We start from the raw sequence: 25709 nt of genomic DNA, 5'->3' as shown, positions 1-25709 counted from the left end.
CCTTTGGGGTGAGGGTTTCGCAGCGGGGATGAGGGTTACTCAGCGAGGTTGAGAGTGAAGGGGGCGCGCGCAGCGCTCGTTGGAAGGGTGGCGGCGGGTGACGGGTGGGCTCAGCGGCTGGGGAGGAAGGAACGGAGGAAGAAGGCGAGGTTGGCCGGACGCTCCGCGAGGCGGCGCATGAAGTATCCGTACCAGTCTGCGCCGTAAGGCACGTAGATGCGCATGCGCTCGCCGTCGTGCGCGAGGCGGCGCTGCTCGGCGGTGCGGATGCCGTAGAGCATCTGGAACTCGTAGCTGCCGGGCTTGCGGTCGTAGCGCGCGGCCAGCTCCTGGGCGATGGCGATCATGCGCGGGTCGTGCGAGCCGATCATCGGGTAGCCGTCACCGGCCATGAGGATCTTCAGGACTCGCACATACGCCTTGTCGACCTCGGCCTTGGACTGGAACGCGACGCTCGCGGGCTCCTTGTAGGCGCCCTTCACCAGACGCACGCGCGAGCCGGCGACGGCCAGCTTCCTGGCGTCGTCCTCGGTGCGGAACAGGTACGACTGGATGACGGCGCCGGTGTCGGGGTGTTCCTTGCGCAGCTCGGCGAGGATCCCCAGGGTGGAGTCGACCGTGGTGTGGTCCTCCATGTCGAGGGTGACCGTGGTGCCGATCGCGGTGGCGAGCTCCGCGACCTCGCGGACGTTCTCCAGCGCGATGTCGTGGCCGCCGTCCGGCAGCGCCTGCCCGAACGCGGACAGCTTCACGGAGACCTCGGCGCGGGTGCCGAGGCCCTCGGTCTCCAGCGCCCGCAGCAGGCTCAGGTACGCGTCGCGGGTCGCGTGCGCGGTGGCCTCGTCCGTGACGTCCTCGCCCAGGTGGTCGAGGGTGACCTCCAGGCCGGAGGCGGTGAGCTCGCGGACGTTGTCCATGGCGGGATGCAGTTCGTCGCCGGCGACGAAACGGTTCACCACGGGACGGGTGATCGGCGCGGCGGCGACGATGCGACGCATGCGGTCGCTGCGCGAGGCGGCGAGCAACACGGGACCGAGCACGGGGGCTCCTTCAGGATCAGAGCATGAACAGGCAGCGACACCGCGAAATCTAGGGTTCACCTACCCCGTGAACCATCGACACCTGTCACGCATCCGTGCGGCATCCCTCATACAGATGTAAGAGACAATGGCGGGGTGCGAGGTGACTACGAGGAACTGGTCGACGAGGTGTCCGCTCTCGTCGGCGCGCCCGCGACCCTGGAGGACCGCGATTTCCGGCTGATCGCCTTCGGCGCGCACGACAGCGACGACGGTGCGATGGACCCCGTCCGCACCCGGTCGATCCTGACCCGGCGCTCGACGGCCGAGGTCCGGTCCTGGTTCGAACGCTTCGGCATCGCCCGCGCCACCGGCCCGGTGCGCATCCCCGCCGCGCCCGACGCGGGCGTCGTCCGGGGCCGGATCTGCCTGCCGGTGCGCCATCGGGGCATCGTGCACGGCTATGTGTGGCTGCTCGACGATTCGGACGCCGGACCGGATCCCGATCCGCGGCTCGTCGCCGCGATGGAGGTCTGCGACCGGATCGGCGACCGGCTGGCCGCCGAGTCCCGGGCGGGCGCCGATGTCGGCCGTGAACTGCGTGCGGCACTGACGGCGGGCCCCGGCCAGCGGCGCGAGGCCGCGCGGGACGCGCTGAGCGCGGCGCTCGGCCCGGACGCGGACGAGGTGCACGCGCTGGTGTGCGTTCTTGGCTGGACGGCCCCGCCCACTCTGGACAGCAGCGCCGGGCCGGATACCGCCGACGGCGCGGACGACGGTTCGGCGGAACTGCCGGGGATCCGCTCGATCCCGGGCGCCGCAGCCCTCTGCCGGGTCCCGGCCCACGGGCCGCCCACCCCCGGCCCGGTCCCGGCCGCCGACCCGCTCGCCGTGCTCGTCCGGCTCCGCTCCGTCCAGCACCTCTCCCCCGCCCGCACCGCCGCCGCCCGGCTGCTGGAGACCTCGAGCTCGCCCGGCGCGGTGGCGGGTATCGGCGAGCCGGCCCGCGGGCTGGACGGACTGTCCGAGGCATGGCGGCAGGCGACCGGTGCGGCCCGCGCGGCACGGGCCCAGCCCCGGCTCGCGCCGGTCGCCGACTGGGCGGGCCTCGGCCCGTACCGCATGCTCTCGGCGCTCCCCGGCGGCTCCTCCGCCGACCCCGCCGTACGCCCGCTGCTGGAGCCGTCCCACCGCGAGCTGGCCCGCACCGCCGAGGTCTACCTGGACTGCGCGGGCCAGGCGGGCCGCACGGCCGCCGCCCTCGCCATCCACCGGCAGACCCTCTACTACCGCCTCTCCCGCATCGAGCAGCTCACCGGCCTCGACCTGGACGAGGGCGAGGACCGGCTGCTGCTCCACATGGCGCTGAAGGCCGCGCGGCTGTGATCGGCCGGATGTGCCGTCTTGCGGGAAGCCTAGAGACGGTCGATCTCGGTGAGGTCGATATCGATGGTGAAGGGGACGGGAACCTTGAGCCGCTCGTGGTGGATGCCCGACGGAACATAGGTATGGGTCATCGTGTCGAGCTCGTAGACGTAGACGACCGGCTGCCGGCCCTCACCCTTCTCCACCCGCCAGAAGTGCGGGATACCCGCTTCCGCGTAGAGCTGGGGCTTGCGCTTGCGGTCCCGGTCCTCGGATTCGGGCGAGACGACTTCGACGGCGAGAACGACGTCCGAGGCCTGATAACCGGTTTCATTCGCCGATTCCGACACGGCCTCGGCCCGGACGATCGAGATATCGGGTTCAGGGCGATTGCTCCTGCTCACGGTAATGGTCATCTCGCGCAGTACACGGAACTTCTCCGGGGCCGCCTGTCGCAGGAAAGTGCTCAACAGATCCACGGCCAGCATGTGGAAATACTTCTGCGGACTCACGAAGACAAGGCTCCCGTCGATCAGCTCTGTGTGCGGCGGGAGATCGGGGATACGGTCGAGGTCGTCCGCGGTGAACCCGCCCGGGGGCGGGAAAGCCCAGGCCGGAAGCGGTTCGGCAGTCATGATTCCTCCCATCGACGGGATTCTGTCCGCAGCGTTCAGCGTAGCGGGAGGGAATGACGAAGCCGCCCCTCATACGAGTGAAGGGCGGCTTCGTCGCTGACGTCGTGACCTCGGTCGGTCGGTGACCTGCGGTCAGTCCGTGAGGTCCACCGCGCGGGCCGACGTGGCGCCGATCTCCTCGGCGATCTCGGCCAGGGCGGCCGGCGGGATGCAGGAGTCGACGGTCAGGGCCACGAGGGCCTCGCCGCCGACGGCCGCGCGGGCGACCTGCATGCCCGCGATGTTGACGCCGGCCTCACCGAGGATGCGGCCGACCGTGCCGACGACGCCGGGGCGGTCGGTGTAGCGGAGGAAGGCCATGTGGTCGGCGAGGACCAGGTCCACGTCCTCGTCACCGACGGCGACGATCTTCTGGATGTTCTTCGGACCGGCCAGCGTGCCGGAGACCGACACCTCCGTGCCGTCCGTCAGAGTGCCGCGCACCGTGACCATGTTGCGGTGGTCGGGCGACTCGCTCGACGTGGTCAGCCGGACCTCGACACCGCGCTCCTGGGCGAACAGCGGCGCGTTGACGTAGGAGACGGTCTCGGCGACGACGTCCTCGAAGACGCCCTTGAGCGCGGAGAGTTCGAGCACCTTCACGTCGTGCTGGGTGATCTCACCGCGGACCTCGACATCGAGGCGGGCGGCGACCTCGCCGGCCAGCGCGGTGAAGATCCGGCCGAGCTTCTCGGCGAGCGGCAGGCCCGGACGTACGTCCTCGGCGATGACGCCGCCCTGGACGTTGACCGCGTCCGGTACGAGCTCACCGGCGAGCGCGAGGCGGACGGACTTGGCGACGGCGATGCCGGCCTTCTCCTGCGCCTCGTCGGTGGAGGCGCCCAGGTGCGGGGTGGCCACCACGTTGTCGAACTGGAAGAGCGGGGAGTCGGTGCACGGCTCCTTCGCGTAGACGTCCAGGCCGGCACCCGCGACGCGGCCCTCCTTCAGGGCCGAGGCGAGCGCCTCCTCGTCCACGATCCCGCCACGCGCGGCGTTCACGATCCGGACCGACGGCTTGACCTTGTGCAGGGCCTCGTCACCGATCAGGCCGAGGGTCTCGGGGGTCTTCGGCAGGTGGACGGTGATGAAGTCGGAGACCTCCAGCAGCTCGTCCAGGCTGAGGATCTTGACACCCATCTGGGCCGCGCGAGCGGGCTGGATGTAGGGGTCGTAGGCCACGATCTTCATGCCGAACGCGGACATGCGCTGGGCGACCAGCGCGCCGATGCGGCCGAGGCCGACGACGCCGAGGGTCTTCTCGGCCAGCTCCACGCCGGTGTACTTGTTCCGCTTCCACTCGCCGTTCTTCAGCGCCGAGTTGGCCGGCGCGATGTTACGGGCGGTGGCGATGAGCAGGCCGCAGGCCAGCTCGGCGGCGGTGACGATGTTCGAGGTCGGGGCGTTGACGACCATCACGCCGGCCTTGGTGGCGGCGGACACGTCGACATTGTCCAGACCGACGCCCGCGCGGGCGACGACTCGCAGCTTGGGCGCGGCGGCGATGGCTTCCGCATCCACCTTGGTGGCGCTGCGGACCAGGATGGCGTCGGCATCCTTGATCGCGGAGAGCAACTCACCCCGGTCGGCGCCGTTGCAGTGCCGGATGTCGAAATCCGGCCCCAGTGCGTCGACAGTGGCAGGCGACAGCTCTTCGGCGATGAGTACGACAGGCTTCTGGCTCACGTGGTCCTCACTTGTCCTTCGTGGGCGGCCGGTCCCGCGGACGCTCCAGGGAGGGAGGGGATGGCATGCCGCGTGGAAGACGCACGACGCTGTGAGCCTGACGCGCTTTGTAGTTGCAGTGTATCGGCGCCGCCGAGCGCGACTTGTGCCTTGGTGGAAGGATCACCCGCACGTGGCTGTACGCCGTGGACAAGGTACGGGGCGGCCACTGCGACCGCCCCGCACCCGATGAGGCTCACGCCTCGTCGTCGACCCAGCTCATGAGCTTGCGGAGCTTCTTGCCGGTGGTCTCCAGCAGGTGGTCCTGGTCGGCCTTCTTGTACTCGTTGTACTTCGGCAGACCGGCCTCGTACTCGGCCATCCAGTTCTTGGCGAAGGTGCCGTCCTGGATCTCGGCGAGGACCTTCTTCATCTCGACCTTGGTCTGGTCGTTGATGATGCGGGGGCCGGTGATGTAGTCGCCCCACTCGGCGGTCTCGGAGACCGACCAGCGCATCTTCTCCAGGCCGCCCTCGTACATGAGGTCCACGATCAGCTTGAGCTCGTGGAGGCACTCGAAGTACGCGATCTCGGGCTGGTAGCCGGCCTCGACGAGGGTCTCGAAGCCCGCCTTGACGAGCGCGGAGGCGCCGCCGCAGAGGACCGCCTGCTCACCGAAGAGGTCGGTCTCGGTCTCCTCGGTGAAGGTGGTCTTGATGACGCCGGCGCGGGTGCCGCCGATGCCCTTCGCGTACGAGAGGGCGAGCGCGAACGCCTTCCCCGTCGCGTCCTGCTCGACACCCGCGATGCACGGGACACCGCGGCCCTCTTCGTACTGGCGGCGGACCAGGTGGCCCGGGCCCTTCGGGGCGACCAGGGCGACGTCGACATTGGCCGGCGGCTTGATGAAGCCGTAGCGGATGTTGAGGCCGTGACCGAAGAAGAGCGCGTCGCCGTCCTTGAGGTTGTCCTTGATGGACTCCTCGTAGACCTTGCCCTGGAGCGGGTCCGGGACCAGGATCATGATCACGTCGGCCTCGGCGGCCGCCTCGGCGACGGAGACGACGCGCAGGCCCTGCTCCTCGGCCTTGACCTTGGACTTGGAACCCTCGTGCAGGCCGACGCGCACGTCGACGCCGGAGTCACGCAGCGACAGCGCGTGGGCGTGGCCCTGGCTGCCGTATCCGATGACCGCGACCTTGCGGCCCTGGATGATGGAGAGGTCGGCGTCGTCGTCGTAGAACAGCTCGGCAGCCACTTGGGATATCTCCTTGGTTCTGGTGGATTGCCCACACAGTACGTCCGGTGGGCGGAAGAAAGCTTGTCGGTCTCGCTATGCGGTACCGCGTCGCCGCCGGAGCGGCCACGCGGTGCGCTGTCACTACGCGGAGCGGTCGAGGGCCCGCAGCGAGCGGTCGGTGATGGACCGGGCGCCACGCCCTATGGCGATGGTGCCGGACTGCACCAGCTCCTTGATGCCGAAGGGTTCCAGCATCTTGAGCATCGCTTCGAGCTTGTCGGCGCCGCCGGTGGCCTCGATCGTGACGGCCTCGGGAGAGACGTCAACGGTCTTGGCGCGGAACAGCTGGACGATCTCGACGATCTTGGAACGGGACTCGTTGTCGGCCCGCACCTTCACCAGAACGAGTTCACGCTGAACGGCTCCTGCGGGCTCCAGTTCTACGATCTTCAGAACGTTGACCAGCTTGTTGAGCTGCTTGGTGACCTGCTCCAGCGGCAGCTCGTCGATCACGTTGACGACGATCGTGATGCGGGAGATCTCGGGGTGCTCCGTGGTGCCCACCGCGAGGGAGTCGATATTGAAGCCGCGGCGGGAGAACAGCGCGGTGATCCTGGCGAGGACGCCGGGCTTGTTCTCCACCAGGACGGAGAGCGTGTGCTTGGACATGTCGCTTCGTTCCTTCTCTCGGTCCTGCGCCTCAGTCTTCCTGGCCGTCGCTGAAGTCCGGGCGGACATCGCGGGCGGCCAGGATCTCGTCGTTGGAGGTACCGGCCGCGACCATCGGCCACACCATGGCGTCCTCGTGGACGATGAAGTCCACGACCACCGGGCGGTCGTTGATCGAGTTGGCCTTGGCGATGACCGCGTCCAGCTCGTCCGGGCTCTCGCAGCGCAGACCCACGCAGCCCATCGCCTCGGACAGCTTGACGAAGTCCGGGACGCGGGTGCCGCGGTTCACCGTCGAGCCGACGCCGACCGTCGAGCCGCTGTCGGAGTTGGTCTCACCGGCGTGCAGCACGGTGTTGGAGAACCGCTCGCCGTAGAAGAGGTTCTGCCACTGGCGGACCATGCCCAGGGCGCCGTTGTTGATGATGGCGACCTTGATCGGGATGTTGTTGAGCGCGCAGGTGACCAGCTCCTGGTTGGTCATCTGGAAGCAGCCGTCACCGTCGACCGCCCAGACGGTCGCGCCGGGGACGCCGGCCTTGGCGCCCATCGCCGCGGGCACCGCGTACCCCATGGTCCCGGCGCCGCCGGAGTTGAACCACGTGTTGGGCTTCTCGTACTTGATGAACTGCGCGGCCCACATCTGGTGCTGGCCGACGCCGGCCGCGAACAGGGTGCCCTCGGGGGCCAGCTGGCCGATCCGCTCGATGACCTGCTGCGGGGAGAGGCTGCCGTCGTCCGGGGTGTCGTAGCCCAGCGGGTAGGTGTCACGCCAGCGGTTGAGGTCCTTCCACCAGTCGGCGTAGTCGCCCTTGTGGCCGGCCTCGTGGTCCGCCTGGACCGCGACGATCAGGTCGGCGAGGACCTCGCGGGCGTCGCCGACGATCGGCACGTCCGCGGCGCGGTTCTTGCCGATCTCGGCGGGGTCGATGTCGGCGTGCACGATCTTCGCGAACGGGGCGAAGGTGTCGAGCCGGCCGGTGACCCGGTCGTCGAAGCGGGCGCCGAGCGCGATCAGCAGGTCGGACTTCTGCAGCGCGGTGACCGCGGTGACGTCACCGTGCATGCCGGGCATGCCGACGTGCTGCGGGTGGCTGTCGGGGAACGAGCCGAGCGCCATCAGCGTGGTGACGACCGGGGCGCCGGTCAGTTCGGCCAGGATCCGCAGCTCTGCGGTGGCGCGGGCCTTCATGACGCCGCCGCCGACGTACAGCACCGGACGCTTGGCCTCGTTGATCAGCCGGGCGGCCTCACGGATCTGCTTGGCGTGCGGCTTGGTCACCGGGCGGTAGCCCGGCAGGTCCATCTGCGGCGGCCAGGAGAAGGTCGTCTGGTTCTGCAGCGCGTCCTTGGCGATGTCGACGAGGACCGGGCCCGGACGGCCGGTGGAGGCGATGTGGAACGCCTCGGCGATCGTCCGCGGGATGTCCTCGGCCTTGGTCACCAGGAAGTTGTGCTTGGTGATCGGCATCGTGATGCCGCAGATGTCCGCCTCCTGGAAGGCGTCGGTGCCGATCGCCTTGGAGGCGACCTGGCCGGTGATCGCGACCAGCGGGACGGAGTCCATGTGGGCGTCGGCGATCGGCGTGACGAGGTTGGTGGCGCCCGGACCCGAGGTGGCCATGCACACGCCGACCCGGCCGGTGGCCTGCGCGTAGCCGGTGGCGGCGTGGCCGGCCCCCTGCTCGTGGCGGACCAGGATGTGGCGGACCTTGACGGAGTCCATCAGCGGGTCGTAGGCCGGCAGGATCGCACCGCCAGGGATACCGAATACGGTGTCGGCGCCGACCGCCTCGAGCGAACGAATGAGGGACTGCGCGCCCGTCATGCGCTCGGGAGTGGTGGGCTGCTGTCCCCCGCTGCGGGCCCGCTGCTGCGGATGGGGGGCCCCGGTGGCCTGCTCGGTCATCTGCGTTCTCTTCTCTCGAAGATGAGTTTCTTCTGGGTGCCAGGCAACAAAAAACCCCTCGTGCCGTCAGGCAAGCGAGGGGAGCGCGTCGGTGCGTTTTCCAAGGCGATGGTGGGCCTCGGTCAGCCGACGCGCTTTCCAAGTACGAGAATTCGGGTGCGCATGGACACGACCCTCCCCCTGGACCCCTCGGAGTGTCAAGCGGGTGGGACGGGCGTCTCAGCATTTGAGCGAAGGGGATCACCCGTTCCGGTGCTTCCGGTGTGCCGCACGGGCAGTGGGCCGCCGGTCAGGGCGATGGAACCATGAGGTACCGGGTAGCCGCCACGGGCCAGCGAGCCCCTCAGCCGGTGTTCGTCGAGCGGACCGGAGAAGGCCATGCCCTGGCCGTGCGTACAGCCCATGGCGCGCAACGCGATCACCTGCTCGGGCCGGTCCACCCCGTCCGCCACGGTGCGGATGCCCAGGTCCTCGGCGATCCGCAGCATGCCCGCGGTGATCTTGTGCAGCCGGGCGGACTCGACGATTCCTTCCACGAAGCTGCGGTCGATCTTGAGCAGGTCCACCGGGAGGGTGCGCAGCGCGGTCATCGCGGCGTATCCGGTGCCGAAGCCGCCCAGCGCGATCTGCACGCCGAGCCGGCGCAGCGCCGAGAGCCTGCGCTCCAGCTCCTCCAGGGAGATCCGCGGGTCGTTGTCGGTCAGTTCCAGCACCAGTCCGCCGGCGGGCAGCTCATGGCGGCTCAGCAGCGTCTCGATGTTGCCGAGCGGCAGGTCCCGGTGCATCAGCCGGCGGACGGACATCCGGACGGCCACCGGCACGGCATGGCCCGAGCCGTGCCGCAGCGCGGCCTGCTCGACCGCCTCCTGCAGCAGCCAGCGGCTCAGCTCCGCGGTGCGGTCGGTGTCCTCCGCCACCCGCAGGAACTCGGCGGGGGTGAAGAGGATGCCCTGCGCGGAGCGCCAGCGGGCCTGCGCCTCGACGGCCGCCACCCGGCCGGTCCGCAGCTCGACGACGGGCTGGTGCAGCAGGGTGAACTCCCCGTCGTGCAGGGCGTTGCGCAGCCGGGTGGCCAGCTCGGCGCGGCGCACCACGTCGGCCTGCATCTGGGGCGCGTACATCTCGACCCGGCCCTTGCCCGCCTGTTTCGCGCGGTACATCGCCAGGTCCGCGTTGCGCATGAGCTCGCTGGGCGTGATCCCCGGCTCGGCGAAGGCGACCCCGATGCTGGCCGCGACCCGCACCTCGCCGGACTCCACGCGGTACGGCTCGGAGAGCGCGGAGCGCAGCCGGTCGGCGATCTCGTGGATCTGGTACTCCCGGAGCTGCCGGTCGGCGCTCCCGCCACAGATGAGGGCGGCGAATTCATCGCCGCCCAATCGTGCCGCCGTGTCCCCGGACCGGACCGACTCCTGGAGCCGCCGGGCCGCCTGGACGAGAAGCTCGTCGCCGGCCTGGTGGCCGACCGTATCGTTGACCGCCTTGAAACCGTCGAGGTCGACGAAGAGCACCGCCGCCTCGCCGTCGCCGCTGCGCCGGCCGCCGAGGGCCCGGCTCACCCGCTCGGTGAACAGGGCCCGGTTGGGCAGATCGGTGAGCGGGTCGTGCGAGGCGTTGTGCTGGAGCTGGGCCTGCAATCGCACCCGTTCGGTCACATCGCGGCTGTTGAAGATCAGCCCGCCCTGGTAGCGGTTGACGCTGGACTCGACGTTGAGCCAGCCGCCGCCGTCCCGGCCGCGGCCGGCGCGGATCCGGCATTCGATGCGCGTAGCGGGCTCCGCGGCGGGCGAGGCGGCGAGAAACCTGCGGACCTCGTGCACCACCCGCCCCAGGTCCTCGGGATGGATGTGCGAGGCGAGCTCGGTGCCCACCATGTCCTCGGCGTCCCGCCCGTACACGCCCCGGGCCGCCGGACTCACGTAGCGCAGCACGCCGGTGGGCGCGGCGATCATGATGACGTCACTGGAGCCCTGCACCAGGGACCGGAAGTGGTTCTCCTTCTGGGCCAGTTCCTGGGTGAGGGAGATGTTGTCGAGCAGCATGATGCCCTGGCGGACGACGAGCGCGAGGACGACGGTGCAGCCGGTGAAGAGCACCACATGGTCGGTCTTCCGGCCGCTGATCACGTTGTACAGGATGCCGAGGGTGCAGACGCCCGCCGCGAGGTACGGGACGAGGGCGGCCAGCGAGCCGGCGACCTTGCGGCTGGAGTGCGCGCGGGAGCGCGGCTCCAGCCGGGCGGCGTCCCGCCGGCCCGCCCAGGGGGCGTAGGCGAGGAGCATGCTGCCGGCGAACCACCCGGCGTCCAGGATGTGGCCGGACTGGTAGTGCTCGCGCCAGAGCGGGGAGCGGAACAGCGCGTCGCACAGCACGGTCAGCGCGAGGGCGGCGATCGCGGTGTTGACCGCGACGCGGTTGGCCGGGGAGCGCCGGAAGTGCAGCGCCAGCACCATGCTGGCGAGCGCGATGTCGAGCAGCGGGTAGGCGAGCCGCAGCGCGGCCTGGGCGGCGCTGAGCCCGTTCAGGCTCGCGTCGTTGGCGAGCGCGAGGCTCCAGGCCAGGGTGAGCAGCGAGCCGCCGACGAGCCAGGCGTCCAGCGCCAGGCACACCCAGCCGGCCCGGGTGACCGGGCGCTTGGCGAGCATCAGCAGACCGATGATCGCCGGCGGGGCGAAGAGCAGGAAGAAGAAGTCGGCGATCGAGGTCTTCGGCAGCGTGCCGTCCAGCACCACCTCGTACCAGCCCCAGGTGCCGTTGCCGAGCGCCACCATCGCGGACGAGCCGGCGAACAGGAACCAGGTGGGCCGCTGGCGGCCGGCGAGGGTCCGGGCGTAGACGAACGAGGAGACACTGGCCGCGGCCGCGGCGGCGGCGAGCCCGAAGTCGCCCATGATGTCGGCGATCCAGGCCGATCCCCAGCCCACCGCGGCGCCGGTCGCGTAGCCTCCGCAGAGCACGGCGACCAGGAGTTGCGGCACGAGCGCCGCCCGGCCGGTGTGGGCGGGTGGCTGAGCGATCACCGCCCCGGTCGAGCTCACCGTGTGGTCCCGTATCGCTGTCGCGGTGCGCCGCTGCACCGCGTCAGGTCGTCTCGCCATTGGCCGTGCATCACCCGTCGCCCCCCTCGCTTGCTGACCTTTCGCGCGCCGCCGTCAACCCATGGGCATCCGTGACGCGTCCCCCGGTCGGGACGATACACCAGACTCGTCACTCAGGGACATAGTTCCTCTACACAGCGTAACCGCAAGGGAGATCACCACCACGCAGTGCAGTCACCGGGTGCCGCACGCCCTCCACCTGCGACGTCAGGTGGTGGTGACCAGGTTGCTCAGCGGCTCCCCTGTGGCGAAACGGAACAACTGTGCGCGCAGCAGCCGCTTGGCCCTCGGGAGGAACGCGGAGGTGCTGCCGCCGACGTGCGGGCTGATGAGAAGGCCCGGAGCGTGCCACAGCGGGTGTCCGGCGGGCAGCGGTTCGGGGTCCGTGACATCGAGTGCCGCACGCAGTCGTCCGGACTCCAGTTCGGCGAGCAGCGCCTTGGTGTCGACCACGGGCCCGCGCGCGACGTTCACCAGGAGTGCGCCGTCCTTCATCCGGGACAGGAACTCCGCTCCCACCAGCCCTCTGGTCGCCTCGGTCAGCGGGGTGCTGAGCACCACCACATCGGCCTCCGGCAGCAGTTCGGGCAATTCGGCGAGGGCGTGCACCGGGCCGCGCGGGGAGGGGCGCGCGGTGCGGGCGACCCGTACGACGTCGCACTCGAACGGGGTGAGCCGGTCCTCGATCGCACTGCCGATCGAGCCGTAACCGATGATCAGCACGCTCTTGTCGGCGAGCGCGGGGTAGAAGCCGTCGTGCCACTCCTCGGCGTCCTGGCCGCGGACGAAGCGCGGGATGCCGCGCAGCGAGGCGAGGGTGAGCGCGAGGGTGAGTTCCGCGGTGCTCGCCTCGTGCACCCCGCGGGCGTTGCAGAGGCGTACGCCGGGCGGCAGGTGCCCGAGATGCCCGGCGACCTGGTCGGTGCCGGCGCTCAGGGTCTGTACGACGCGGAGGCCCGTCATCCGGGGCAGCGGCCGGGCGGCGACCTCCGCCCCCTTCATGTACGGGACGACGTAGAACGCGGCGGTCGACGGGTCCGCCGGGTACGCGTCGGCGCCGTCCCAGAAGACGTAGTCCAGGTCGGTGGGCAGCGGGCCGATCTCCTCGGCCGCGATGGGCAGCCAGACCTGGGGCCGGTGGTTCAGCAACGTGTCAGCCATGGTCAGGAGGCTATGCGATGCACTGTCCGAGGGGGACGTTACCTTGGTCCACGCCCCTGTTGGGGCGCTGTGAGGAGGGCAGGCCAGGTGGAGCGCAGGACAATCGGTGCAGCAGCTCTCGAAGTGGGCGCCGTGGGCCTGGGATGCATGCCCATGAGCTGGGCGTACAGCGCTTCGCGGCAGGACGGCGAGGGGTCCCTGCGGGCGGTGCACACGGCGCTGGACAGCGGGACGTCGCTGCTGGACACGGCCGACATGTACGGGCCCTTCACCAATGAACTGCTGGTCGGGCGGGTGCTGCGGGAGCGCCGTCAGGACGTGTTCGTCTCCACCAAGTGCGGTCTGCTGGTGGGCGAGCAGCACATCGTGGCCAACGGGCGTCCCGGTTACGTCAAACGGGCCTGCGACGCGTCGCTGCGGCGGCTGCAGACCGATGTCATCGACCTGTACCAGCTGCACCGGATCGACGCGGAGGTCCCGGTCGAGGAGACCTGGGGCGCGATGGCGGAGCTGGTGGCGGCGGGCAAGGTGCGTTCGCTGGGGCTGTGCGCGGTCGGGGCGCGCGGAAACCGGCGTACCAATAAGGGGGGCGCGCGCAGCGCATCCTCAGCGGGGTGGCGGCGGGAGACGGGCGGGCGGATGCACGAGGAAACGATCCGGCAGCTGGTGCGCGCGCAGCAGGTCTTCCCGGTGAGCTGTGTGCAGGCGGAGCTGTCGGTGTGGTCCACCGAGGCGCTGGAGGCGCTCGTGCCGTGGTGCGCGGCGCGCGGCGTCGGGTTCATGGCGGCGATGCCGCTCGGCAACGGCTTCCTCACCGGCACCCTCACCCCGGGACAGGGCTTCGAGCCGGACGATCTGCGGGCCCGGCACCCCCGGTTCACGGCCGAGATGATGGCCGCCAACCAGCCGATCGTGGCGGGGCTGCGGCGGATCGCGGAACGGCACGGCGCGACTCCGGCCCAGGTCGCTCTCGCCTGGGTGCTGGGCCAGGGGCCCGCGGTGGTCCCTGTGCCGGGCACCAAGACCGAGCGCTGGGCGGCGGAGAACGCGGGGGCGGCGGCGCTGCGCCTGGAGCCGGCGGACTTCGCGGAGATCGCCGGGCTGCCCGCCGTACGGGGCTCCTGGGACTGACGGTACGGGCTCGCCGGGCGGACGGGAGACTGGGACGGACGGGCGGGAGAGACGGCGGGCGACCGGGTCGCGGGGGCCGCGGGCGGGCGGACCGACGACAACCGGAGGCGGGCCATGGGAACCGCGAAGAGCCGGGCGCTGTGGGCCCGTTGTGTGCTGCAATTTCCCGGGGGTCGTCCCCGAGTCCCAGGCCGGCATCGCGGGGCGGAGCCCGGTGATGCCGCCGCGGGACACCACGAGGGAGGACCCACCGTGCACCGCCGTACCACCACCGCGACCACCGTGACCGCCGTGACGTCCGTGCTCGCCGCCGCGCTGCTCGCGGGCTGCTCCTCCCCCGACGGCGCGGTGCCGGAGCCGCCGGCCACGTCACGGCCCGCCACCTCCACCGCCGCCGCTCCCACGGCGACCGCCGAGCCGTCGGATTCCGAGTCCGCCGCTCCCGCGACCGGTACCGCCACCGTGACCGGGACCGTCGCCACCGGCCTCACCACGCCCTGGGGAGTGGCCGAACTCCCGGACGGGGCCCTGCTGGTCGCCTCCCGGGACACCGGGAAGATCCTCAGGACCGATCCGGCCACCGGGAAGACCACCGAGGTCGGCTCGGTGCCGGGGGTGGCCGGCGGGACGCCGGGCAGCGAGGGGGGGCTGCTCGGGCTCGCGATCTCCCCGTCGTTCGGCGCGGACAAGCTGGTGTACGCGTACTTCACCACCGCCGACGACAACCGCATCGCGCGCATGCTCTACGACCCGTCCCGGCCCGTCGGCCAGCAGCTGGGGGCGCCGGACACGATCCTGCGCGGCATCCCCAGCGGCACCAACCACAACGGCGGCCGGATCGCCTTCGGCCCCGACAAGATGCTCTACGCCGGGACCGGTGAGAGCGGGAACCAGCCGCTGGCCCAGGACAAGACGTCGCTGGGCGGGAAGATCCTGCGGATGACCCCGGACGGGCAGCCCGCGCACGGCAACCCCGAGGCCGACTCCGTGGTCTATTCGTACGGCCACCGCAATGTGCAGGGCCTGGCGTGGGACGCCCAGGGCAGGCTGTGGGCGGCGGAGTTCGGGCAGAACACCTGGGACGAGCTGAACCTCATCGAGCCGGGCAAGAACTACGGCTGGCCGGTCGTCGAGGGCCAGGCGCACCGCGCGGGGTACGTCGACCCCGTCGCGCAGTGGCACACCGACGATGCCTCCCCCAGCGGCATCGCCTACGCCGCCGGCTGCATCTGGATGGCCTCGCTGAAGGGCGAGCGGCTGTGGCGCATCCCGCTGGACGGCACGAAGGCCGCCGCGGCCCCGCAGGCGTTCTTCACAGGAACCTACGGGCGGCTGCGTACCGTGGTCACCGTGGAGGACGGCACCCTGCTGCTGACCACGAGCAACACGGACGGGCGGGGCACCCCCAAGCCCGGCGACGACCGCATTCTGCGGCTCAAGGTCGGCTGACAGCGGGAAGGTGCGCGATGTTCAATCCCCTCGATGAGTTGTTCACCCCGGGACGCAAGCACACCGACGACGAGCGGAACCGGCTGGCGCTGTCCCGCGAGGACACCGGCGACAACGATCCCGGACGCGGGTCGATAGACCTCGAGTCCGGGACGGTCGTCATACGGACGGAACCGTGAACAGCCGCAGCCGGTGCGCCAGTGCCGCCGCCTCGCCCCGGCCGGAGACGTTGAGCTTGGCCAGGATGTTGGAGACGTGCACGCTCGCCGTCTTCGGCGAGATGAAGAGCTCCTCGGCGATCTGACGGTTCGTCCGGCCGTCGGTGACCAGCCGCAGCACGTCGCGCTCGCGCGCCGTCAGCCCCAGCGCCTCGGCCGGGTCGGCGGGTTCGTCCGCTGCGGGGACCGCCCGCGCGCCGTCCCGTGCGTCCCTGCCGTCCGGCTCGTGCAGCGACAGCCGGGCGCGCTGGGCGAGCAGCGCGACCTCGTCGGACAGCGGGCGCGCGCCGAGCGTCCCGGCGGCCGTGTGGGCGAGCGTGAGGAGCGCGCCGGCCTCCTCGCGGCTCTCCCTGGCCTCGCGGGCCTCCCCGGTCTCGTGCCCGGTGGCCAGCAGCGCCTCGGCCCACCGGTAGCGGCTCTGGGCCAGTTCGTACGGGCGCCCCACCGGTTCGAAGGCGCGGACCACGGCGGCCCACCGTTCGGGCGCGGGCTGCCCCTCGGCGCGGGCCAGCTCGGCCTCGACGAGCAGCGCGTACGCCTCCCAGACCGGCGCGAGCCGGGGCAGCGACGCCGCGGTGGTGCGGATGCGCCTCAGGTGCGCCGCGCGGTCCTGGTCGTCGACGGTCATCCACGGCGCGTCCGCCTCGGCGGCGGCGCCGGCGGCCAGCAGCGGCCACCAGTAGCGGGACGTGCCGGGCACCAGGCCCTCGTCGAGGGCGTCGGCCAGGACCGTACGCGCCTCGTCGAAGCGCCCCCGCCGGACGGCGATCTCCAGCGTCAGGGTGCGGATCGGGATCAGGTGCTGCGGCTGGGTGTCGTGCAGAAAGCTCTCACGGGCGGACTTCGCGTACTCGTCGGCCGCCCCGGTCCGGCCTCGGCGCAGGGCGAGGAAGCCCAGGTACATCGTCTGTCCGCCGGCCGCCATCCTTCCGGACCCGTTGGTGCGGGCCCACTGGACCGCCGCCTCGCTGCGCTCCCACTGCCCGAGCGAGAACAGCGACTCGCCCTCGTTGCCGCGCAGATAGGCGCGGACGCTGCGGGTGGCGATCTCCCGGACCAGCTCGATGCCCTCGGTGGCGACCGCGATGGCGTCATGGGACCGGCCGACGCCCTCCAGGACCGAGGCGAGGTTGCCGTGGGAGCGGCCGATGAGCCCGGGCAGTCCGAGCTTGCGCGCTTCGCGGCAGACGTCCTCGGCCAGCACCAGACCGCCCTCGACGTCCCCGGAGTCGGCGTGCAGCAGCCCGAGGGTCAGCCGGGCGTTCAGTTCCGTCTCGCGGGCGCCGACCAGGCGGGCCAGGTCCACGGCCCGCTCCGCCGTGGCGATGGCCTCCTCACCGGACTTGTGGATCATCATCCAGGCGGCGGCGAAGGCGAGGACGTCGGCGTGCACGGCGGACGGCGGCAGGCCGCGCAGGAGCTCCTGGGCGCGGCCCACGTCCTCCCAGCCGTCGCCGCGGCCCAGGTCCTGGACCAGTCGCGAGCGCTGGGCCCGGAACCAGGCGGCGCGCAGCGCGTCCGTCGTGTCGTCGATCAGCCGGAGCGCGCGCTTGGCCACGGCGAAGGCGCGCTCGGGCTCACCGCTGAGCCGGGCGGACACGGTGATCTCGGCCAGCAGGTCGAGGAAGCTCAGCGGGGTGTCGGGGTGGCAGCCGCACGGCGGATAGACCTCGGCGTAGTCCGCGGGGCGCAGCTCGCCGCGGATCTCCTCGGGGGTGTCCTCCCACAGCTCCAGGGCCCGCTCCAGCAGCCGGTGCTGCTCGGCGTAGGCGTGCCGGTGCCGGGCCTCCACGGAGGCGCGCAGCACGGCGGGCAGCGCCTTGGCCGGGTCGTGCGCGTAGTACCAGTAGCTGGCCAGCCGGGCGGCCCGCTCGTCCGTGCGGACCAGGCCGGGGCCGGCCTCCAGGGCCTGGGCGTACCGGCGGTTGATCCGGCTGCGCTCACCGGGCAGCAGATCGTCGCTGACCGCCTCGCGGACCAGGGAGTGCCGGAAGCGGTAGCCGTCGCCGTCCTCGGAGGGCAGCAGGATGTTGGCGCCGACGCAGGCGCGCAGCGCCTCGATGAGGTCGTCCTCGGAGAGCCCCGCGACGGCGGCGAGCAGCGGGTACTCCACGGTGGTGCCGCCCTCGGCGACGATCCGCGCGGCGCGCTGGGCATCCTCGGACAGCGTTTCGAGCCGCACCAGCAACAGGTCGCGCAGCGAGTCGCTCAGCCCGGAGCTGCAGCCCTGCTGGATGCTGACGGCCAGTTCCTCCACGAAGAACGGGTTGCCGTCGGAGCGCTCGAAGACCCGGTCCACCATGCCGCCCTCGGGCTCGGCGGCCAGGATGCCGGTGATCTGGCAGCGGACCTCCGCGCGGCTGAACCGGGACAGCTCGATCCGGTCGACGGTGCGCAGCCGGTCCAGCTCGGCGAGGAAGGGCCGCAGCGGGTGCCTGCGGTGGATGTCGTCGGACCGGTAGGTGGCCACGATCACGAGCCGGCCGCGGTGCAGCGACCGGAAGAGGTAGGCGAGCAGCTCGCGGGTGGAGCGGTCGCCCCAGTGCAGGTCCTCCAGGACAAGGACGACGGTGCGGTCCGCGGCCAGCCGCTCCAGCAGCCGGGCGGTGAGCTCGAAGAGCCGTACCCGGCCGTCGTCGTCCTGCGAATCGCGCCCCTCGCGCGTCATCTCGCGGTGCTCGCCCAGCTCGGGCAGCAGCCGTGACAGCTCGCCGGCCTGGTTGCCGGCCGCGGCCGTCAGTTCGTCCCCGAGCTGCCGGTACAGCGAGCGCAGGGCGGTGGACACCGGTGCGAAGGGCAGGCCGTCCGCACCGATCTCCACACAGCCGCCGACGGCGGTGACCGCGCCCGACAGGGCGGCGGCCGCGAGGAATTCCTCGGTGAGGCGGGTCTTGCCGACGCCGGCCTCACCGCTGACGACCAGGCCCTGCGGCTCGCCCGCTCGGGCGCGGGCGAGCGCATCGGCGAGGCGGGTCATTTCGCTGTCGCGGCCGACGAAGACGGGGCTGACGGACTGGGTCTGCACATTGCTGAGCATCGCACGGCAGTCCGACAGCGCAGTACCGGATATCACTTCACGACGCCGCGTGGTGCCGTACGCCGCGCAGTGCGCGGCCCACCCGGCCGGCGTCCGTGTTCACCCGCCCCTCGCGGCGTGCCGCGCGCTGCGCCTGGCGCTCGCTCCGGCGGACGGCGATGACCGCGCGGGCCTGGTTCTCGTCCCGCGCCCGGCGCTGGAGTTCGGTGGCGCGGACCTTGTGGAGTTCGAGCTCGTACATGGTGTGTTCCCCTTGGCTGTGCGGCTTGTTCCGCTGGGACAAGCCTCGTCCCCAAGGGGGGTGCGCCACATCGGGCAGCTGCCCGAACTCCGGTCGCCGGGGGTACTTAGGCCCGGTGCCTTACCAGCACGGGGGGCCTTAGTTCACTGCTGAGGGGTTCACAGCTGAGGGGTTCACCACTGAGGAGTTCTCTGCTGAGGCGTTCACTGCTGAGGCGTGGCGGCGACCACCGGCAGGTCGGTGAAGACGTCGAACCACATGACGCCGGCGATCAGCAGGCCGAGGACGCCGAGGATCAGACCGCCCCACGCGAGCGCCTGGCTCCAGTGGTTCCCGGCCGCGGCGGGCCGGCCCGGACGGAACAGGACGACGGCGGCGACCAGGATGGCGACCAGGGCGAAGATGCCGTTGAAGAGCGCCACGGTGTGCCAGGGGGTGCCGTAGCCGGCGGCGAGCTGGGCGTGCACCGAGCCGCCCGAGGTCTTGATCTGGCCGATCAGCTGCTCGCGGTCCTTCATGAGGTCGCCGATCCAGGTGCCGGTGAGCGACGAGATGCCCAGCCCGACCGCGACGACCGAGCCCGCGGCGGCCAGCACACCGGTCGCGCCCTGCGTTCCGGCCGGCTCGTCGTCGTGGTCGTCCTCGTCGAAGCCGTCCTCGTCGCGTGCGTCCGGTTCGGTGCTGCCCTGCGCCGGGACGGCCGCGTCCCGGTCGTCCGCCGCGGTGGCCGTGGAGTCCGTGCTCTCCGTGCTGTCCTTGGTCTCCGGGTCGGTGACGGCCTTGTCCAGTGCGTCGGTCTTCGTGGTGTCCATGGGACGAAACCGTAGGTTCCGTTTCTGAGAGGAGCCTGAGAGCTCGCTGAGTGCGATCCCCGTGTTACGGCCCGGCAACTGCGCTTGACCTGCCCGAGTCGTGCGCGGCAACCTGAACTCCCCCTGGCCGCAATGTTTTCCGCGGGACTCCAGGGATATAGGGGGAGGGAAGAAACACCAAGTGGACACCGGTCTGTACATCGGCCCTGACGGCGCACCCGACCGTTACCGCCTGCTGCGATCCATCGGCCGCGGAGGCGAGGCCGTGCTCTACCTCGCCGAGATCGAACTCGGCGGTGGCACCGAACCTGTCGTCGTCAAGGTGCTCGATTCGAAAACGACGCTGTCGCAGGAACAGTTCGACCGGATCAGCTCCAAATGGCGTGAGCAGGCCGAGCTGTTGCGGTTCGTCAACCGCCTCGGTGTGGTCGGCATCCGCGAGCACTTCGAGGGTCCGTCCGCGCACCGTACGGGTGAGGCCGCCCCGGAGGCGGCGGGCCGCGCCCTGTACCTGGTCATGAACCATGTGGAGGGCCTCGACCTGCGTGACTGGCGCGCCGAGCGCGCCCTGGACACCCCCGCCGAACGCCGCGAGGCCGTGCGCTGCCTGGAGCAGCTCGCCGACGTCCTGGACTGGCTGCACACGGGCTCCGCCACTCCTTCCGGCCGCTCGGTCGTGCACGGCGACCTCTCCCCCGGCAACGTCATGATCGACGCCAACGGCCAGGCCACGCTGGTCGACTTCGGTCTGAGCAAGCTGACCGCGGACCACCAGACGGCCGAGGTGTGGTTCACCCCCGGGTTCGCCGCGCCGGAGGTCTTCGAGGGCAAGCGCAGCGCGGCCACCGACCGCTACGCCTTCGGCGCCCTCGCGTACTTCCTGCTCAGCGGGGAGTCGCCGGCCACCATGCCGGAGCAGGTCAGGGCCGCGCTGCTGGCGCTGCCCGAGCTGGCCGGTCTTGAGCCGGAGCGGGCGGCACGGATCGCGGCGGTCTTCGCCACGGATCCGGCGAACCGGCCGGAGTCGCTCTCCGCGTGGGTGCGTGAGCTGCGCCCGGCGGTGATCTCGACGACGCGCACTCCGCGCACCTCGGGACCCAAGGACGCGGTCCCGGTCGCGGACGCCGCCCCGCCGCCGCCCGGCCAGGCGCCGGCCGTACCGCCGCTCCCGGACCGGCCGGCCCCCGTCCCCGTGCCGGTCCACGCACCGCCGGTGCACACGCCGCCGCCCTCGTACATCCCGGCGCCGCCGGAGGGGGACCCGGTGACGGACACCAGGCCCACGGTGGTGCTCGGAGCGCAGGCGCCGACACCGACGCAGGTACCGGAGCAGGTGCAGCCGCCGGTGGCCGCGTTCCACCAGCAGCCCCCGCCGCAGGGCCCGGGTCCCGGCCCCGGTCCGGCGACGGCGGCGACCCCGCTGCCGCCCAAGCGCGGCAAGAAGGGCCCGCTGATCCTGGCCGCGGTTCTCGCGGTCGTCCTGATGGCGTCCGGGGCGCTGGTCGCCGTCAAGTTCATGGGCGACGACAAGAAGGACGACGCGGCCGACCCCAAGACCAGCACCTCCGCGCAGCAGCAGATCAGTTCGCCGCCGACGACGACGGCGGACCCGACGAGTGCGTCGCCGTCCGACGAGGCATCCTCCCCCGAACCGTCCGGTTCGGACTCCGGCTCGGGCAAGCCGACCTCGATCACCGAGGGCGACAACGTCTCCCTGACGGCCATGAACTGGGTGGACGCCTCCGGGAACGACGCGTTCGACGAGATCCCGGCGACCGTCAACACCAAGGAGTACACGGACGCCAAGGTGACGACGGCCTGTGAGACCGGTTTCGAGGAGTTCAACCTCAACCGGGCGTGGACGACCTTCACCGTCGACGCCGGGCTGCTCGACACCTCGAAGAACGCGGCGGTCGGGCTGACCATCACCGCGGACGGCAAGCGGCTGGCCCTCAAGAAGCTCGTGCTCGGCACGACGGAGAAGATCACCGTCGATGTGAAGGGCGCGCTGCGCCTGCGGATCGAGTACGACCGGAAGACGGCCGCTCAGTACTGCGAGGACCAGGGCACGGCAGCGCTCGGCAACCCGATGCTCAAGAAGTAGGCGTCGGCTCCCGTTCGGCTGTCCGGGGTCCGGGCAGCTGGACGGGAGCGGGGGCCAGGGCGGGGGCCGGGGCCGCCGGCGGTTCGATGCTGATTCTGGGCAGCCGGCGGTCCAGCCACCCCGGCAGCCACCAGTTGGCGCCGCCGAGCATATGCATGAGCGCCGGCACCAGCAGGGTGCGCAGGATGAACGCGTCCAGCGCGACGGCCGCCGCCAGGCCGATGCCGAACATCGCGATGACCCGGTCGCCGCTGAGCACGAAGGCCAGGAAGACCGCGATCATGATGACCGCGGCCGAGTTGATCACCCGGCTGGTCTCGGCGAGCCCGACGCGTACCGCGCGCCGGTTGTCCTTGGTCTCCAGCCACTCCTCGTACATCCGGCTCACCAGGAACACCTGGTAGTCCATCGACAGTCCGAAGAGCACCGAGACCATGATCACCGGGAGGAACGGCTCGATCGGGCCGGCCGCACCCAGGCCCAGGAACTCGCTCCCCCAGCCCCACTGGAAGATCGCGACGACGATCCCGAAGGACGACGCGACCGCGGCGACGTTCATCGCCGCCGCCTTCAGCGGGATGCCGATGGACCGGAACGCCAGGAGCAGCAGCAGACAGCCGAGGCCGACGACCGCCCCGATGAACAGCGGCAGCTTGCCGATGATGACGGACGCGAAGTCGTCGTAGCTCGCGGTGGGGCCGCCCACGTACACCTGGAGCGAGGAGCCGTCCTCGGCCTGCGGCAGCACGTCGTCGCGCAGCCGGTTCACCAGCTCGGAGGTGTCCCGGGACTGCGGTGCGGTGTCCGGGACGACGGTGATCACGCCGGTGTCGCCGCTGACGGTCGCGGAGGTCACCGACGCGACGCCCGGGGTGTCGCGCAGGGTCTGCGGCAGCTGGTCGAGGGCGAGCCGGGCATCGGCGCCCTGGAGGTCCGCGACGAGGGTCAGCGGCCCGTTGGTGCCGGGGCCGAAGCCGTCCGCGAGCAGCTCGTAGGCCTGCCGGGTGGTGCTGGCGGCCGGATTGTTGCCCTGGTCGGAGGTGCCGAGGTGCAGCGAGAGGGTGGGCAGCGCGAGGACGAGCATCACGGCCGCGGCCAGGCTGCCGAGCAGCTTGGGGTGCCGCTCCACGAAGGCGGACCAGCGGGCGGCGAGCCCGGTGGGCACCTCGGGCTGCGGGCCGTGCTCGGTCAGCCGGCGCCGCTCCCGGCGGCTGAGCGCCTTCATGCCGATCATGGAGAGCAGGGCGGGCAGCAGGGTGATCGAGGCGGCCACCGTCAGCATGACGGTGAGCGCCGCCGCGACGGCGACCCCGTTGAGGAAGCTGAGCTGCAGGATGAGCATGCCGAGCAGCGCCACACAGACCGTGCCGCCCGCGAAGACCACCGCGCGGCCGGTGGTGCTGACGGCCTGCTCGGCCGCGTCGCGCACCGACAGGCCGCGTTTGAGACCTCTGCGGTGCCGGGTGACGATGAACAGCGCGTAGTCGATGCCCACGCCGAGGCCGATGAGCATGCCGAGCATCGGTGCGAAGTCGGCCACGGTCATCACATGGCCGAGCAGCTCGATGCCCATGTAAGCGGTGCCGACGCCCATCAGCGCGGTCGCGATCGGCAGGCACATGGCGGCGAAGGAGCCGAAGGCCAGCAGCAGCACCACGGCGGCGACGCCGATCCCGATCAGTTCGCTGAGGTGGGCGCTGCCGCTCTCGGTGGCCGCGACGGCGGTGCCGCCCAGCTCGACCCGCAGTCCGCCGCCCTCGGCGGCCTTCGCGGTGTCCACGACGGCCTTGGCCTGGCCGGCGCCGATGTCGTCGGCGGCGCTGCCGAAGGTGACGTCGGCGTAGGCGGTCCGGCCGTCATGGCTGATGCGTCCGGCGCCCTCGGGGCTGTACGGGTTGGTCACCGAGGCGACGCCGGGGAGTTTCGCGATCCGGTCGAGGGTCCTGGTCATCCGCTGCTCGACGCCGTCGGCGCGGACGCTGCCGGTGCCGTCGGTGTGCCAGACGATGGTGTCCGAGTCGCCGGCCTGGTGCGGGAAGGCCTGCTCCAGCAGGGCGGTCGCCCGGCCGGACTCGGTGCCCGGTATCCCGTAGTCGTTCGAGTAGGCGGAACCGGCGAGGGCGGCACCGGCGGCGAGGCCGGCGAGCGCGACGATCCACAGCAGAACGACGGTGAGACGACGGCGGAGACACCACCGGGCGAGTGCGGCCATTCCCTGCTTCCCTGGGTATCTCGGGTGGATCTTTCAGGGAATAGCCCTCAAAGAACACTTCAGGTGCGGCTGTCACTCTTGCAGCGAAAAATGATCCTTTGGTGGTTTCGTGCGCTTCCTCACAGGGAAAAGGCGGCCCCCACCGGGGACCGCCTTTTCACCGTTCGAACGCGTCTTCGACTGCTCGGGTCAGCCCTGAACCCCGAGCTTCTCCAGGACGAGCTCCCGAACGCGCTTGGCGTCGGCCTGGCCGCGGGTCAGCTTCATGACCGCGCCGATCAGGGCGCCGGCGGCCGCGAGGTTGCCGGCGCGGATCTTGTCGGCGACGGCGGCGTTGGCCGCGATCGCCTCGTCCACGGCCGCGCCGAGCGCGCCCTCGTCCGAGACGACCTTGAGACCGCGCTTCTCCACGACCTCGTCAGGACCGCCCTCGCCGGCGAGGACACCCTCGATGACCTGGCGGGCCAGCTTGTCGTTGAGCGAGCCCTCGGCGACCAGCGCCGTCACGCGCGCGACCTGCGCCGGCGAGATACCGAGATCGGCCAGCTCCTTGCCGGTCTCGTTCGAGGCACGGGCCAGCTCGCCCATCCACCACTTACGGGCCTGGTCGGCCGGGGCGCCCGCGTCGATCGTCGCGGTGATCAGATCGATCGCGCCCGCGTTGAGCGCCGACTGCATCTCGTGGTCGGAGATGCCCCACTCGGTCTTCAGCCGGTCCCGCCGCACCCGCGGCAGCTCCGGAAGTCCGGCGCGCAGCTCCTCGACCCAGTCACGGGCCGGGGCGATCGGGACGAGGTCGGGCTCCGGGAAGTACCGGTAGTCCTCGGCGTTGTCCTTGATGCGGCCGGCCGTCGTGGAGCCGTCCTCCTCGTGGAAGTGCCGGGTCTCCTGCACGATCGTGCCGCCGGAGTTGAGCACCGCCGCGTGCCGCATGATCTCGTAGCGCGCCGCGCGCTCGACCGAACGGAGCGAGTTGACGTTCTTCGTCTCCGAGCGGGTGCCGAACTTCTCACGGCCGTGCGGGCGCAGCGACAGGTTCACGTCGCAGCGCATCTGGCCCTGCTCCATCCGGGCCTCGGAGACGTCCAGCGCCTTGATGAGCTCGCGCAGCTCGGCGACGTACGCCTTGGCGACCTCGGGAGCCCGTGCCCCCGCGCCCTCGATCGGCTTGGTGACGATCTCGATGAGCGGGATACCGGCCCGGTTGTAGTCGAGCAGCGAGTGCGAGGCGCCGTGGATACGGCCCGTCGCGCCGCCGACGTGGAGGGACTTGCCGGTGTCCTCCTCCATGTGGGCGCGCTCGATCTCGACCCGGAAGATCTCGCCGTCCTCCAGTGCGACGTCCAGATAGCCGTTGAAGGCGATCGGCTCGTCGTACTGCGAGGTCTGGAAGTTCTTCGGCATGTCCGGGTAGAAGTAGTTCTTCCGCGCGAAACGGCACCAGGTCGCGATCTCGCAGTTCAGCGCGAGACCGATCTTGATGGCCGACTCGATGCCGATCGCGTTCACGACCGGGAGCGAGCCGGGCAGGCCCAGACAGGTCGGGCAGGTCTGGGAGTTGGGCTCGGCGCCGAGGGTGGTCGAGCAGCCGCAGAACATCTTGGTCTTCGTGCCGAGCTCGACGTGGACCTCAAGGCCCATCACCGGGTCGTACACCGACAGGGCGTCCTCGTAGGACTCCAGGTCCATGACGGTCATTCCACTA

Annotated in this window: 18 protein-coding genes; 5 read left to right on the top strand and 13 right to left on the bottom strand. The window is 71.2% G+C overall.

Going from position 1 to position 25709, the window contains the following annotated elements:
- Positions 1 to 110: 110 nt before the first annotated feature.
- The gene (locus tag C6N31_RS15620; protein WP_138358746.1) at positions 111 to 1040 is read right to left on the bottom strand and encodes a proline dehydrogenase family protein; all 930 of its coding nucleotides are present in this window, start codon (positions 1038 to 1040) and stop codon (positions 111 to 113) included.
- 135 nt (positions 1041 to 1175) lie between these two features.
- Between C6N31_RS15620 and C6N31_RS15615 the strand changes: the two genes are divergently transcribed.
- Entirely contained in the window at positions 1176 to 2405 is a 1230-nt protein-coding gene (locus tag C6N31_RS15615; protein WP_138358744.1) for a PucR family transcriptional regulator, read from the top strand.
- Positions 2406 to 2434: 29 nt separating this feature from the next.
- On the opposite strand, the gene C6N31_RS15610 is transcribed toward C6N31_RS15615, so the two are convergent.
- The 7 genes from C6N31_RS15610 to C6N31_RS15580 all read right to left on the bottom strand — a co-directional run bounded on the left by C6N31_RS15610 (position 2435) and on the right by C6N31_RS15580 (position 12800).
- Positions 2435 to 3019, bottom strand: a complete 585-nt coding sequence (locus tag C6N31_RS15610; RefSeq protein ID WP_138358742.1) for a Uma2 family endonuclease — start codon at positions 3017 to 3019, stop codon at positions 2435 to 2437.
- Between the two features lie 132 nt (positions 3020 to 3151).
- A complete protein-coding gene (serA, locus tag C6N31_RS15605) occupies positions 3152 to 4744 on the bottom strand; it encodes a phosphoglycerate dehydrogenase (RefSeq protein WP_138358740.1) in 1593 nt (530 codons plus the stop codon).
- A 235-nt stretch (positions 4745 to 4979) separates the two neighbouring features.
- The gene (ilvC, locus tag C6N31_RS15600) at positions 4980 to 5981 is read right to left on the bottom strand and encodes a ketol-acid reductoisomerase (RefSeq protein WP_138358738.1); all 1002 of its coding nucleotides are present in this window, start codon (positions 5979 to 5981) and stop codon (positions 4980 to 4982) included.
- Between the two features lie 123 nt (positions 5982 to 6104).
- Positions 6105 to 6632 (bottom strand): acetolactate synthase small subunit, encoded by a 528-nt coding sequence (gene ilvN / locus C6N31_RS15595; protein ID WP_138358736.1) that lies wholly within the window; start codon positions 6630 to 6632, stop codon positions 6105 to 6107.
- A 31-nt stretch (positions 6633 to 6663) separates the two neighbouring features.
- Positions 6664 to 8541, bottom strand: coding sequence for an acetolactate synthase large subunit (locus tag C6N31_RS15590; protein ID WP_138358734.1), 1878 nt, complete (start codon positions 8539 to 8541; stop codon positions 6664 to 6666).
- A gap of 197 nt (positions 8542 to 8738) precedes the next feature.
- A complete protein-coding gene (locus C6N31_RS15585) occupies positions 8739 to 11579 on the bottom strand; it encodes a putative bifunctional diguanylate cyclase/phosphodiesterase (protein WP_244809871.1) in 2841 nt (946 codons plus the stop codon).
- A 267-nt stretch (positions 11580 to 11846) separates the two neighbouring features.
- Positions 11847 to 12800: a 2-hydroxyacid dehydrogenase gene (locus C6N31_RS15580; RefSeq protein WP_138358730.1), complete on the bottom strand. Its 954-nt coding sequence runs from the start codon at positions 12798 to 12800 to the stop codon at positions 11847 to 11849.
- Positions 12801 to 12887: 87 nt separating this feature from the next.
- Here C6N31_RS15580 and C6N31_RS15575 point away from each other — a divergent pair, with 87 nt between their 5' ends.
- From C6N31_RS15575 to C6N31_RS15565, 3 genes are all read left to right on the top strand, one after another.
- A complete protein-coding gene (locus C6N31_RS15575) occupies positions 12888 to 13931 on the top strand; it encodes an aldo/keto reductase (RefSeq protein ID WP_198357693.1) in 1044 nt (347 codons plus the stop codon).
- A gap of 252 nt (positions 13932 to 14183) precedes the next feature.
- A complete protein-coding gene (locus C6N31_RS15570) occupies positions 14184 to 15380 on the top strand; it encodes a PQQ-dependent sugar dehydrogenase (RefSeq protein WP_307811405.1) in 1197 nt (398 codons plus the stop codon).
- Positions 15381 to 15397: 17 nt separating this feature from the next.
- On the top strand, positions 15398 to 15559 hold the full coding sequence (locus tag C6N31_RS15565; protein WP_187145031.1) for a DUF6191 domain-containing protein: 162 nt from the start codon (positions 15398 to 15400) through the stop codon (positions 15557 to 15559).
- On the opposite strand, the gene C6N31_RS15560 is transcribed toward C6N31_RS15565, so the two are convergent.
- The 3 genes from C6N31_RS15560 to C6N31_RS15550 all read right to left on the bottom strand — a co-directional run bounded on the left by C6N31_RS15560 (position 15540) and on the right by C6N31_RS15550 (position 19688).
- The gene (locus C6N31_RS15560; RefSeq protein ID WP_138354940.1) at positions 15540 to 18635 is read right to left on the bottom strand and encodes a helix-turn-helix transcriptional regulator; all 3096 of its coding nucleotides are present in this window, start codon (positions 18633 to 18635) and stop codon (positions 15540 to 15542) included. The genes C6N31_RS15565 and C6N31_RS15560 overlap by 20 nt on opposite strands.
- A 37-nt stretch (positions 18636 to 18672) precedes the next feature.
- The gene (locus C6N31_RS15555) at positions 18673 to 18876 is read right to left on the bottom strand and encodes a hypothetical protein (RefSeq protein ID WP_138354939.1); all 204 of its coding nucleotides are present in this window, start codon (positions 18874 to 18876) and stop codon (positions 18673 to 18675) included.
- A 203-nt stretch (positions 18877 to 19079) separates the two neighbouring features.
- Positions 19080 to 19688 (bottom strand): hypothetical protein, encoded by a 609-nt coding sequence (locus C6N31_RS15550; RefSeq protein WP_198357691.1) that lies wholly within the window; start codon positions 19686 to 19688, stop codon positions 19080 to 19082.
- Positions 19689 to 19869: 181 nt separating this feature from the next.
- Between C6N31_RS15550 and C6N31_RS15545 the strand changes: the two genes are divergently transcribed.
- Positions 19870 to 21792, top strand: coding sequence for a serine/threonine-protein kinase (locus C6N31_RS15545; RefSeq protein ID WP_138354937.1), 1923 nt, complete (start codon positions 19870 to 19872; stop codon positions 21790 to 21792).
- Here the strand turns inward: C6N31_RS15545 and C6N31_RS15540 are convergent.
- The gene (locus C6N31_RS15540; RefSeq protein WP_138354936.1) at positions 21782 to 24004 is read right to left on the bottom strand and encodes an MMPL family transporter; all 2223 of its coding nucleotides are present in this window, start codon (positions 24002 to 24004) and stop codon (positions 21782 to 21784) included. The two genes, C6N31_RS15545 and C6N31_RS15540, sit on opposite strands and share 11 nt — an antisense overlap.
- A gap of 189 nt (positions 24005 to 24193) precedes the next feature.
- Positions 24194 to 25702, bottom strand: coding sequence for an Asp-tRNA(Asn)/Glu-tRNA(Gln) amidotransferase subunit GatB (gene gatB / locus C6N31_RS15535; protein WP_138354935.1), 1509 nt, complete (start codon positions 25700 to 25702; stop codon positions 24194 to 24196).
- Positions 25703 to 25709: the final 7 nt, after the last annotated feature.

Source organism: Streptomyces fildesensis (genome assembly GCF_016107395.1).
GTDB lineage: Bacteria > Actinomycetota > Actinomycetes > Streptomycetales > Streptomycetaceae > Actinacidiphila > Actinacidiphila fildesensis.
The sequence above is the reverse complement of the archived record's forward strand: the minus strand, read 5'-3'. Positions and strand labels throughout refer to the sequence as shown.